10 protein-coding genes are annotated in these 12,096 nt (G+C 62.6%); 5 read left to right on the top strand and 5 right to left on the bottom strand.

All coding sequences use genetic code 11. The features are described 5' to 3' along the window. The 5 genes from NTD85_RS04345 to NTD85_RS04325 form a co-directional block, all read right to left on the bottom strand. The coding region (locus NTD85_RS04345) for a UbiX family flavin prenyltransferase (protein ID WP_262141508.1) at nt 1–638 on the bottom strand (638 nt) is incomplete at its 3' end. Next, the gene (locus tag NTD85_RS04340; RefSeq protein WP_262141507.1) at nt 635–2,020 is read right to left on the bottom strand and encodes a UbiD family decarboxylase; all 1,386 of its coding nucleotides are present in this window, start codon (nt 2,018–2,020) and stop codon (nt 635–637) included. The genes NTD85_RS04345 and NTD85_RS04340, both read right to left, overlap by 4 nt. Nucleotides 2,021–2,298: 278 nt before the next feature. Continuing rightward, nucleotides 2,299–3,204: an amidohydrolase family protein gene (locus tag NTD85_RS04335; RefSeq protein ID WP_003224037.1), complete on the bottom strand. Its 906-nt coding sequence runs from the start codon at nt 3,202–3,204 to the stop codon at nt 2,299–2,301. Between the two features lie 4 nt (nt 3,205–3,208). Then, nucleotides 3,209–4,138, bottom strand: a complete 930-nt coding sequence (locus NTD85_RS04330; RefSeq protein ID WP_003224039.1) for an amidohydrolase family protein — start codon at nt 4,136–4,138, stop codon at nt 3,209–3,211. 1,070 nt (nt 4,139–5,208) lie between these two features. Beyond that, nucleotides 5,209–6,099 carry a LysR substrate-binding domain-containing protein gene (locus tag NTD85_RS04325; RefSeq protein WP_045122397.1) on the bottom strand — a complete coding sequence of 297 codons (891 nt, stop codon included), beginning with the start codon at nt 6,097–6,099 and terminating at the stop codon, nt 5,209–5,211. A gap of 118 nt (nt 6,100–6,217) precedes the next feature. Between NTD85_RS04325 and NTD85_RS04320 the strand changes: the two genes are divergently transcribed. From NTD85_RS04320 to NTD85_RS04300, 5 genes are all read left to right on the top strand, one after another. After that, the gene (locus tag NTD85_RS04320) at nt 6,218–6,682 is read left to right on the top strand and encodes a (2Fe-2S)-binding protein (RefSeq protein ID WP_103369144.1); all 465 of its coding nucleotides are present in this window, start codon (nt 6,218–6,220) and stop codon (nt 6,680–6,682) included. Beyond that, nucleotides 6,682–8,895 (top strand): xanthine dehydrogenase family protein molybdopterin-binding subunit, encoded by a 2,214-nt coding sequence (locus NTD85_RS04315; protein ID WP_262141506.1) that lies wholly within the window; start codon nt 6,682–6,684, stop codon nt 8,893–8,895. Before NTD85_RS04320 ends, NTD85_RS04315 begins: the two co-directional genes overlap by 1 nt. Before the next feature lie 5 nt (nt 8,896–8,900). Then, a complete protein-coding gene (locus NTD85_RS04310) occupies nt 8,901–9,794 on the top strand; it encodes a LysR substrate-binding domain-containing protein (protein WP_262141505.1) in 894 nt (297 codons plus the stop codon). Nucleotides 9,795–9,982: 188 nt separating this feature from the next. After that, nucleotides 9,983–11,479: a helix-turn-helix transcriptional regulator gene (locus tag NTD85_RS04305; RefSeq protein WP_262141504.1), complete on the top strand. Its 1,497-nt coding sequence runs from the start codon at nt 9,983–9,985 to the stop codon at nt 11,477–11,479. Nucleotides 11,480–11,613: 134 nt separating this feature from the next. Then, on the top strand, nt 11,614–11,871 hold the full coding sequence (locus NTD85_RS04300) for a DUF1652 domain-containing protein (protein WP_262141503.1): 258 nt from the start codon (nt 11,614–11,616) through the stop codon (nt 11,869–11,871). Nucleotides 11,872–12,096 lie beyond the last annotated feature (225 nt).

Genomic DNA, 12,096 nt, shown 5'->3' with positions numbered 1-12,096 from the left:
CCCCCCCCCCCCCCCCCCCCCCCCCCCCCCCCCCCCCCCCCCCCCCCCCCCCCCCCGCTCCCACAGGGTTCTCGGTGTTCTTTCCAGCGGGTGGCAACCCCGGCATCGAGGCCGAACAGGTCGAGCACTCTGCCGAGGCTGTGATCGACCATCTGTGCAAGACTCTCGGGCCGGGCGTAGAACGCCGGCACCGGCGGGGCGATGATCCCGCCCATCTCGGTGACGGCGGTCATGTTGCGCAGGTGGGCGAGGGTCAGCGGCGTTTCGCGGGCCATCAGCACCAGCGTGCGGCGTTCCTTGAGGGTGACGTCGGCGGCGCGACCGATCAGCCCGGACGAAGTGCCGGTGGCGATCTCCGCCAGCGTGCGCATCGAACACGGCGCGACCACCATGCCCAGGCAGCGAAACGAGCCACTGGCGATCCCGGCGGCGACGTCATCGGCGCGGTGGTAGTGGCTGGCGAGCGCGGTGACCTCGGCCAGTTTGTAGTCGGTTTCATGGGCCATGGTCAGCAGCGCGGCGCGGCTGATGATCAGGTGGCTTTCGATGTCCAGTTCGGCGAGCAATTGCAGCAGGCGCACGCCGTAGATGAAGCCGGATGCGCCGCTGATGCCCACCACCAGCCGCTGGCGGTTCACGATGCCAGCCCTTTGAGCAGTTGCCGGGCACGTTCGAGCACGTCCTGATCGAGCTGCGCCTTGATCCCGTCGAAGCCCGAGCCACGGGTGGCGTCCAGGCCCATGCGCGAAGTGGTGCCGTTGACCGAGGACGACGGATCCAGCGGGCTGCCGGGCAAACCGTCGATCACGAAAATATCCAGATGCGGCTGGAAATGCGTGGCCAGCGCCCACAACACCTGGCTGTCGTCGGTGATGTCGATATCGCTGTCCACCGCGATCACGCTTTTCAGGTACGGGTCCCAGCCGAGCAGGGCGAGCATGATCTGCCGCGCTTCGCCGTCGCGGCTCTGATCCAGCGCCACATAGCAATGAAAGTGCGTGCCGGAATTCGGGTAATGCACGGCGGTGACGGCAGGGAAACGCGCCTTGAGTTTTTCGCTCATTTCCGCTTCGCGCGGTAGCCGCGCCAGTGTCAGGTGTTCGGCGTAGCGGCCGCCCATCACGTCCACCAGCCAGGCGTCCTTGCGCCGTAACAGGGTGTCGACGCGCAGCACGTTGTTGGTCGAGCGATCCGAGGAATAACCGCTGAACTCACCGAACGGGCCTTCCTCGGCGTAGGCCGTCGGATCGATGGCACCTTCGAGGACGAACTCGGCATAAGCTGGCACGCCGATGCCGTAACGCGGGGTCTTGACCAGTTCCAGCGGCGCGCGGAACAAGCCGCCGGCGACGGCGCGTTCATCGCTGCCGTAGGGCAAACGCGCCGCCGCCGCAAGCATGAACAGCGGGTGCGCGCCGACCACCATCGCCACGCGCAGTTCTTCACCGCGTTCACGGGCGGTCTGCAGCATTCGCCACAGGTGACCGCGCGAGTGCAGGCTGGTTGCCAAGGACTGGCGGGCGTGGCGCATCGAGCGGTGGTAGCTCATGTTGGCGATGCCGGTCAGTGGGTCCTCGGCGATGATGATTGCGTTGGTGATGTACGGGCCGCGGTCGCTGTCGAAGTGCTTGAGCATCGGCAGCAGCGCCAGATCCACGGCTTCGCCTTCGAACACTTCATCAAGCACCGGGCCGGTTGCCACGTAGCGCGGGGCGATGGGCTGGTTGGCGCGGCTCTGGAAGGTTTCGTGCAATTGCGCCGGGGTGACGTCGAACAACCGGGCAATGCGTGTGCGGGAGGCGAACAGATTGGTCGCCACCGGCACCTTGAGGCCGCCGACGTTTTCGCAGATCAGCAACGGATCGCGGCCCTGTGCGGCGAGGGCATCGACCAGGGCAGTGACGTCCTGATCGGCAGAAAGCGCTTGGGTGATGGTCAGCACATCGTCCGGGTACTCACGGCGATAGGCGTCGATGAAAACGTGAAAATCCTGCGTGTCGCCGAGCTTCGAACGGGTCATGGTTTCACCTCGTAAAAAGCAGGCACGCAGGGGTGAGAGGGCGTTCGATCGAGCAGCCGTTGGCCTGCCGGTCGAGGGAACGCCGGGTCATCTTCGTGCCTGTAAAGTCGCTGTGTTGCCTCTACTGTTCACTTAGGTGCTGAGGAGATCCCTGTGGCGAGGGAGCTTGCTCCCGCTGGACTGCGCAGCAGGCCTTCGTCTTTGGGGCGGCTTCGCCACCCAGCGGGAGCAAGCTCCCTCGCCACTAGGGGTCAGCATGGCTTCAGCGAACAGCGGTATCAGAGGTACGTGGTGGTCAGGCGTATGTCGGCCTCAACCAGGTCTTTGGGCGGTGGCGTCGGCTCGATCCCGCACAACCGGGCGATGTTGTTGCCCAGGTAGTCCTCCAGATGATCCTCATCGATGCCCAGCCCTTGCGGTGCCGGTGAGCACAGCACCTCAAGCTCCCTTAGCCACATGCCCGGTTCGTTCGGCGGCGAATCGGTGCCGAACACGATCTTGTTGCGCGGCAGTTCCTTGGCGAATTCGACGATCCGCGACTGGAAGCACCAGCCGGATTCGCAGTACACGTTCGGCGTGTCCATCGCCATCCAGAACGCCTCGAACGAGTAGTTGCCGCCGGTCTGGATGCCGAAGTGGCCGATGATGAAATTGACCATCGGGAACTCGCGGATGATCGGGTAGAACATCGTCGGAATGGTGTACGGGCCATCGCCCGTATGGATCAGCACCACGATGTTGTACTTGGCGCAGACTTTCATCGCCGGACGCAACCAGTCCAGCGCCCGGTCCGGGCGATAGCCGTGCATGTTGGCGTGCAGCTTGAGCATCTTGAAGCCGTATTCCTTGATGTGGAATTCCAGCTCCGCCGCACCGTTTTCCGGTCCCCAGCGCGGGTTGAAGTTGAAGTTGCCGATGAAGCGATCCGGGTACTTCACGCACAGCTCGGCGACGTACGACATGTAGTCACGCACGCCCTCGCGGCCCCGGCGGTTGCCGTCGCGATAGCCGGTGTTGCCCGGTGGCGGCTGGATGAAGCCCATGTCGATGCGGCGCGGTTTGCCGTTGATCATGTACGGGCCGTCCATCAGCTTGAGCATGCGCTCGCCGGTGAACGGTTCGCCGGTGTGGCGCCAGGCCTCGTCGACCAGGTTGGTGGGGTGCAGATGGGTGTCGATGATCATAGGTTCAGCTCCTGGCCAGTTGCGTGGTGACGGGGCGCTTGAGCTGCGCCTCTGCTTCGGAAACGGAACGCGGCGGTGCGGTTGGCTCGAGGCCGATCATCCGCGCGGTGTTGTTGCCCAGGTATTCCTCGAGGGTGTCTTCGTCGAGGTTCAGGCCTTGCGGCGGCTCGTGGCACAACACTTCGAGCAGGCGCAGCCACATGCCCGGTTCGTTCGGCGGGGTGTCGGTGCCGAAGAGGATCTTGTGCGTCGGCAGGACCTTGGCGAACTCGACGATCCGCGATTGCAGGCACCAGCCGGATTCGCAGTAGACGTTGGGCAGTTCCATCGCCCATTGCATCGGTTCGAACACGTAGACCCCGCCGGTCTGCACGCCGAAGTGGGCCATGATGAAATTCACGTTGGGGAATTCCTTGATCATCGGCACCCATTCCGACGGGATGCTGTACGGCCCGTCACCGGTGTGCAGCTTGACCGGGATGCCCAGCTCGGCGCATTTCTCGAAGCACGGGCGCACCCAGTCCAGTGCACGATCAGGCCGGTAGGCGTGCATGTTGGCCTGCATCTGCACCATCTTGAAGCCGTGTTGCTTGACGTAGCGCTCGATCGCTTCGACGCCGTTTTCCACGCCGCAGCGCGGGTTGTAGACGAAGCAGCCGATGAAACGATCCGGGTAGGTCTGCACCATTTTCAGGGTGTAGGCCATGTAGGCGTCGATGGATTCACGGCCCGAGAGTTCGCCGTCGGTCCAGGTGTAGATGGTGTTGCCCTGCGGCGGCTGGATGAAGGCTTTGTCGATCCGGCGAGGTTTGCCGTTGACCATGTACGGGCCATCCATCATCTCCAGCAAACGCTCGCCGGTGAACGGGTCACCGTCATGCCTCCAGGCGAGGTCCACGAGATCCGTGGGATAGCAGCTGATATCGATGATCATTGAAGTCGATCTCCTGATAGCGGGGAAGGGAGCCTTGCGGCTCTCGGCATCCACGCCCCGGGCTATCGGCCATTTCTATGCGCAGCACTCGCGCATTCCCTCGCCTGTTCGCATCCGGCCCGGGTGGGTGGTTGCTGAGGGCGAGTATTGGAAAGGGCGGAGGGGTTCGTACAATATTAATTGGGCGCGCTGGTGATACTTGGGCGATATGGTTTTGGTTTTTACTTCTGTGGAAACTGTACCGGCGCTATCGCGAGCAGGCTCACTCCTACAGGGGGGCACATTCCAATTGTAGTAGTGAGCCTGCTCGCGATGGCGGAGTGTCATTCAACAGTGATGTGACCGATGGGGCCTCTTCGCGAGCAAGCCCGCTCCCACAGGGGGAATGCATTTCAGCGGAGGAATGCGCTCGAAATGTGGGAATGAGCCTGCTCGCGATGGCGGAGTGTCATTCAACAGTGATGTGACTGATGGGGCCTCTTCGCGAGCAAGCCCGCTCCCACAGGGGAATGCATTTCAGCGGGAGGAATGCGCTCGAAATGAGGGAGTGAGCCTGCTCGCGATGGCGGAGTGTCATTCAACAGTGATGTGACTGATGGGGCCTCTTCGCGAGCAAGCCCGCTCCCACAAGGGAAGTGCATTTCAGCGGAGGAATGCGCTCGAAATGTGGGAGTGAGCCTGCTCGCGATGGCGGAGTTTCATTCAACAGTGATGTGACTGAAGGGGCCCCTTCGCGAGCAAGCCCGCTCCCACAGGGGGAATGCGTTTCTGCTGGAGGAATGCGCTCGAAATGTGGGAGTGAGCCTGCTCGCGAAGGCGGAGTGTCATTCAACAGTGATGTGACTGAAGGGGCCTCTTCGCGAGCAAGCCCGCTCCCACAGGGGGAATGCATTTCAGCGGAGGAATGCGCTTGAAATGTGGGAGTGAGCCTGCTCGCGATGGCGGAGTGTCATTCAACAGTGATGTGACTGATGGGGCCTCTTCGCGAGCAAGCCCGCTCCCACAGGGGGAATGCATTCCAGCGGGAGGAGTGCGCTCGAAATGTGGGAGCGAGCTTGCTCGCGAAGGCGTCAGGACTGTGTGCGCGCAGCCAACTGCCTGATCACCTCAACCACCGGCGCCACGCGCTCGGCCTGCCCATGCGGCCACACCGCGTAGAGGTTGTAATGCGCAGCAATCTGCGCCTCGTTCAGCGCCACCAGCCGCCCACTGCGCAACGCATCGGCGGCGAGTAATCCGCGTACCAGTCCGGCGCCCACCCCGGCTTCGGCAGCCGCAATCAGGTTCGCCGCATTATCGAAAATCACCCGCGCCGCTGGCTCTACCGGCGGCATCCCGGCCGCATCCAGCCACGGAATCCACGACCTTCGCGTATACCCCAACAGTGGCAACTGCAGAATCTGCTCCGGGCTCAGCGGTAACTGCAGACCATAGCGCTCAAGCAGCGCCGGCGAAGCCACGGCCAACACTCGATCGCCACAGATCTGCGTCATCTCGCAGTCATCCCAATCGCCATAGCCGTAACGCAACGCCAGATCGACCCGCTCGAAGCTGCCGCGATCACTGCGCGGCATCGACAGCAGCGTCACCTCGTAATCCGGCAGTCCGTCGAGCAATTCCGGCAGGCGCGGATTGAGCCAGCTCTGCGCCAGTTCGCTGTCGACGTCTAACGTCAGACGCTGCGCCACGCTGCGGTTTTTCACCGAGGACAATGCCCGGTCGATCTGCGCCAGACCATCCGCCAGCACGCTGGCAAACAACTGCCCGGCATCGGTCAGGTTGCTGCCGCCGCCTTCACGCACGAACAGTGGCTGGCCGATGAATTCTTCGAGCGCGCGGATTTGCTGGCTGATCGCGCTGTGCGTCAAGTCGAGCTTGCGCGCCGCGCTGGAGAAACTGCCGCTGCGCGCTGCGTGGATGAACGCGCTCATGGACTGCACCGACGGGTATCGCTTGTACATGTTGTTAGTCCTGCTTACACCGGTTGGCAGAAATCGTCGCTGGCCGCGTGTTGCGTGGGCTTCCAATAATCGGTCACCAGGCCCGCACAAAGACGGGCCGCTCTTTTGGAGCCTGACAATGATCGCATTCACGGTAAACGGCGAACGACGCGAGCTGGATGAAGCGTCCCCCTCCATGCCCTTGTTATGGGTACTGCGTGATCAACTGAAACTCACCGGCACCAAATTCGGTTGCGGCATGGGCCTGTGCGGTGCCTGCACCGTGCACCTGGACGGCGTCGCGGTGCGTTCCTGCCAGTTGCCGCTGGCCGCCGTTGCGGGCCACAGCATCACCACCATCGAAGGTCTGTCACCGAACGAAAGTCATCCGCTGCAACTGGCCTGGGTCGCCGAAGATGTGCCGCAATGCGGCTACTGTCAATCCGGGCAGATCATGTCGGCGGCAGCCTTGCTCAACACGGGAGCGGCGGTGACCGACGATTCGATCCGCAATGCGATGTCGGGGAATATCTGCCGTTGCGGCACTTACGGGCGGATCAACAAAGCGATCAAACGTGCGGCGAATGCGCCGAAGGAGGCGTAATGAGCCTGCGCGACGACACCTTGATCGAACCGTCACGCCGGGTGTTTCTCAAGCAGGCAGCGACGGTCGCTTCGGGCCTGGCGATTGCCTTGTACCTGCCATCCGGCAGCGCCGCCAGCGACCCGAAAGCCCCAGCGCCGGCCACCGAATTCGAGCCCAACGCCTGGGTGCGGATCTTCCCCGACGGCACCGTGAAACTGGTGGTGCACAAGCACGATTCCGGCACCGGCACGCAAACCGCACTGGCTGCGTGTGTGGCCGAGGAGCTGGATTTGAACCCGATGACCGTGCAGGTGATCACCCCGGAAGATCCGTTCTTCGAGACCTACATTCACCCGATCTGGAAAGTCTTCTCCACCGGCGGCAGCACCAGTGTTTCGCTGGAATACGAGCGCTTGCGCATGGCCGGGGCCACAGCGCGGGCGTTGTTGATCGCCGCTGCGGCGAAGCACTGGAAAGTCAGCCCCGACAGCTGCAGCACCGAAGAAGGTCGGGTGGTTCATCTGTCCAGCAAACGCAGCCTCGGCTACGGCGACCTGGTCGGGGTGGCAGCGCGTCTGCCGGCACCGGCCCACGTCACGCTGAAGGATCCGGCGCACTTCAAATACATCGGCAAACTGCGCCACAAGCGGGATGCCGCGGCCAAGGTCTGCGGGCGCTTCAAGTACAGCATCGACGTGCAGTTGCCGGGGATGCTGGTGGCGGTGATTCAGCGGGCGCCGGTGGTCGGGGCGAAAGTCGTCAGCGTGGAATCGGCGGCGGCATTGCAGGTGCCGGGCGTGCGCAAGGTGATTGCAGTCCCCGGGCGCCCGGACGTGCTCGGCGGCAATCTGGAAGGCGTCGCGGTGCTGGCCGACACGTTCTGGGCGGCGCAGCAGGGCCGTAAAGTGTTGGAGATCAAGTGGAGTGATTCGCCACTGGCCGGGTTCGACAGCGCGGAACTGGCCAAGGCTCAAGCGGCTGCTATTACCGATCCGAAAAGCCAAACCATCAAGGCCATGACGCATGGCGATGTCGGCGCGCAATGGCCGCACGCGGCGAAGCTGATCGAAGCCGATTACCGCATGCCGTACAAGGTGCAGAACCCGCTGGAACCGATCTGCATCACCGCGCACGTGCAGGACAACGCAATCACCTATTGGGGCGGCGTGCAGGTGCCGTCGTCAGCGCTGGAAGCCGCGCAAACCGTGTGTAGCATCGCCAAGGACAAAGTCACCATCAACGAACTGGTATCCGGCGGCAGTTTCGGTGCACGGGAAGCCAAATACTGGTTGTTCGAGGTGGCGTATCTGGCGCAGCAAACCGGGGCACCGGTGAAGTTGCTCAACAGTCGTGAAGACGAGATGCACGCACTGTTCAATCACCCGGCCACACTGCACCGGGTCAAAGGCGCGTTGGATGCCCAGGGCAACCTCGCTGCGCTGCAACTGCACGCGGTATCACCCGCCTCGCCGGAGCAGTGGGAGCCGGGCTATTTCGAACGCCCGGATCACATGGATTACAGCACCACCGAAGCGATCACCGCGTGGGACTTCGCCTACCGTCCGCCGCACCTGGAGTTGAACTGGGTCAAGCACGAAAGCCATGTGCCCAGCGGCTGGTATCGCTCGGTGAGCTTCATCCCCAACGTATTCGCCGTCGAGAGCTTCATGGACGAGTTGGCGCATGCGGCAGGCGCGGATCCGCTGGCGTTCCGTCTGGCCAACATGCAAGAGCGGCCACGGCATGTGGCGGTGCTGAAACAGGCTGCCGAACGCGCCGGATGGGGCCAGCCGTTACCGCCCGGCACTGCGTTGGGCATTGCGACCAATCAGGGTTACACCAGTTTTATCGCGGTGGTGGCGCGGGTCGCGACGGTCGATGGCAAACCGAAAGTCGAGAAGCTGACCTGTGTGGTCGATTGCGGTCTGGCGGTCTCGCCGGGCGGGGTCGAGGAGCAGATCTACGGCGGACTGATGTGGGGCCTGGGCCATGCACTGTTTGACCGGCTCGATATCCAACAGGGCAGGGTGGTGCAGAGCAATTTCCACGACTACCGCGTGACACGCATGTCGGACATGCCGGCCACCGACATCGTGGTGCTCGATGGCGAGCCCGGCAAACCCGGTGGCGTCGGTGAGTTGGGCAGTCCGTCGGTGGCGCCAGCGATAGCCAACGCCTTGTTTGCGCTGACCGGCGTGCGCCAGCGTTCGACACCGCTGAGTCTGGGGTAGGCGCCATGGACCTGCGCCTGCTGCGGTATTTCATGGCCCTGGCCGATGAGCTGCATTTCGGTCGGGCGGCGGAGCGTTTGCACATCTGCCAGCCGCCGCTGAGCCAGCAGATTCGCCTGCTGGAGGAGGAGCTGGGCACACCGTTGTTCGAGCGCAGCCATCACCGGGTCGAGCTGACAGCGGCGGGGCAGATGCTCAAGGAGCAGGCGCCGCTGGTGTTCGAACAGCTGGAGCGGGCGCTGGACCTGACGCGTCAGACCGGGCGCGGGCAGCTCGGCGAACTGGAAATCGGCATGATCAGTTCGGTGATGGTCGGCGTGCTGCCCACGGCGTTGCATCTGTTTCGCGAGCGCTATCCGCAGGTGAACTGGCGCCTGCATGAAATGACCCCGGCGGCGCAGGTCAAGGCGTTGAAGGAAAAGCGTATCGACGCTTGCGTGTTTCGCGTCGGTTATGACGATCCGTTGCTGCGCAATGAGTTGCTGATCTACGAGCCGATCCATGTGGTGATGCCGGCCGATCATCCGTTGGCCAGCCGCGAGTTGCTGGCCCCGGCGGATCTGGCGTTGGAACCGTTTGTCGCGCTGGAGCTGAAGCAGTCGCGGTTCGCCAATTTCCTTTATCAGTGCTGCATTCAGGCCGGGTTCACCCCGCAGATCCGCCAGCAGGTGATTGAGGTGCAGACCTTGCTCAGCCTGGTGCGCGCGGGTTTCGGGGTGGCGCTGCTGCCGGCCTCGATCGAGCAGTTGGCCCCGGCGGGGCTGGTGTTCCGCAAGCTGACGCCGGCGCTGCCGGAAGTGCCTTTGTATGCGACTTACCGCGCTGACGATGCTTCGCCGGTGCTCAGGTTGTTTCTCGATACGTTGCGCGAGTTGGTGGAAACCTCCGGCCAACGCTAATCCCCCCTGTGGGAGCGGGCTTGCTCGCGAAGGCGGAGTGTCAGTTAAAAATCAGTTGAATGACACACCGCCTTCGCGAGCAAGCCCGCTCCCACAGGGGGATTGTGGTGGTGCGGGAATTTATGTTCGGCACGATCACGGGCGCCTGCGGTCGTAATCTTCACACGCGCATTCCCTGTGGAGATCCAATGAGCCAGGAAGTCCTGACCCGCGAAACCAATCGTCGCCAGTTGCAGCAGATCATCGCCGGGCTGTCCGACGGGGTGATTCTGTTGGAACTCGATCAGAGCATCCTCTGGGCCAATGAGGCGGCGCTGGCCATGCACGGTGTCAGCCGGATCGGTGAGCTGGGCACTAATGCCGATGAATATGCCAAGCGTTTCACTCTGCGGTATCGCAATAATCATCTGTTGCCGCCGGAGAGCTATCCGATCAGCCGCGTTGCCCGCTGTGAGGTCTTTAGTGATCTGTTGATCGAGCTGAGTGCTGTGGATGACCCCGAGCATGTCTGGGTGCACAGCGTGCGCAGCATGGTGCTCACCGACCGTGAGGGTCAGCCGGAGTCGCTGGTGCTGATCATGAGCGACGTCACCGATTGGGCCAACGCCGAGCAGCGCTTCGAAAAGACCTTCAATGCCAACCCGGCGCCGGCGGTGATCTGCCGCCTCAGCGATTTGCGCTACATCAAGGTCAATCCGGGGTTTTTGGAGATGACCGGTTATACCCGTGAGCAGGTGATCGGCACCTCGGCCTATGAGATCGATATTTTCGAGCAGGCCGAGCAAAGAGATCTGGCGATCCAGCGTCTGCGCGATGTGGCGACCATTCCGCAGATGCAGGCTGAACTGCGCCTGCCCGATGGCGGCAGCAAGCAAGTGATCGTCGCCGGGCAGCCGTTGGTGCTCAATGATGAGGATTGCATGCTGTTTTCCTTTGTCGACATGGAGCTGCGCCACAAGGCGGAAGTGGCGCTGCGTCAGAGTGAAGAGCGCTTCGCCAAGGCGTTCCGTCTGACCCCTGTGCCGATTCTGATCTGCAGCGCTGACGAGCAGCAGGTGATCGATGTCAATCAGGCGTTCCTCGACACCCTCGCGTACGAGAGTGACGATGTCGTCGGTAAAACCGTGACCCAACTGCATTTCATCGACGACGATGGCGCGCGGGCCCGGCTGCTGACTGCCTTGGCGAAAAGCGGTCGGATCGATCGGGTCGACGTCCGGGTGCGCAAGAAGGATGCAGAGCTGCTGGAGTGCGCGGTGTCCGCCGACACCGTGAATATTCAGGACACGCCGTGCTATCTGCTGGTGCTGATGGACATCACCGAGCGCAAGCGCACTGAGTTGGAGTTGGTGGCGGCGATTGAAGAGGTGATGAAAGATGCTTCGTGGTTCAGCCGGACGCTGATCGAAAAACTGGCCAATGTGAAGAAGGTCAACTCGCCGCAACTGCCGAGCGTGTCGTTCACTGACCTGACGGCGCGCGAGCGTGACGTGCTGGGGCTGATCTGCGAAGGGTTGGCCGACAAGGAGATTGCCGCACGCCTGAAACTGGCGCCGAATACCGTGCGCAATCATGTGGCGACCGTGTATTCCAAGCTTGATGTTCACAGTCGCAGCGAGGCGATTGTCTGGGCGCGGGAGCGTGGTCTGTTTTCTGGCGAGCGTGGCACGAAGGGGCAGCGGTAGGTGCAAATGCACTAGCCGATGCGGTGCAAATGCAGGTTCTGGTGCGGTGGGGCAGTTCTTAGTCTGTTGGGGTGCGATACGAGCCTGTTGGCTTGGGATCGTCTCCCTTCGAAACAGCTAAAGGAACAGGCTCCATGATGAATCTTGCGCAGTTGCGCGCCAGCCTCGAACAGAGTTTTTCGCCATTGGCGTGCGAGTGTTCAGTGGATGGGGATCATTCGCTGACGGTGAAGTTGTATCACCCGGGGTCGGGGCAGGTGGATCTGGTGATCAGCGGGTTGAAGCTCGATGCGTTGCGTACGCCGGAGGCGGTGGCGGCGTTGATTGATGAGTTGCGGTATGAGTTGGAGAGTAATTCTTTGCGGGCTGCTCGGGATCCGGATATGGCTTAGGGGTTGGGGGTGTTTTGGGTGTGTATCCGGTGCTGCGGGTGTTGCTGATTACGGTTCCGCCCTGACGGCGGGTCACTTTTTCCAGACGCCGAAAAAGTAACCAAAAAGGCTTTACCCTGACGTTCGGCCCTCGCCTGGGCTCGGGTTCCTTCGCTCCGGGATTCATCCGGGGGGGCAGCGCCTACGGTTTGCTTCGCTGCACCTCCTCTCGCTGTGTTTGGCTGC

It is taken from the genome of Pseudomonas sp. 13B_3.2_Bac1 (assembly GCF_025466205.1).
GTDB classification, from domain to species: Bacteria; Pseudomonadota; Gammaproteobacteria; order Pseudomonadales; family Pseudomonadaceae; genus Aquipseudomonas; species Aquipseudomonas fluorescens_H.
Note: the sequence above shows the minus strand (reverse complement) of the source record. Positions and strands in the feature narration are given on the sequence as shown.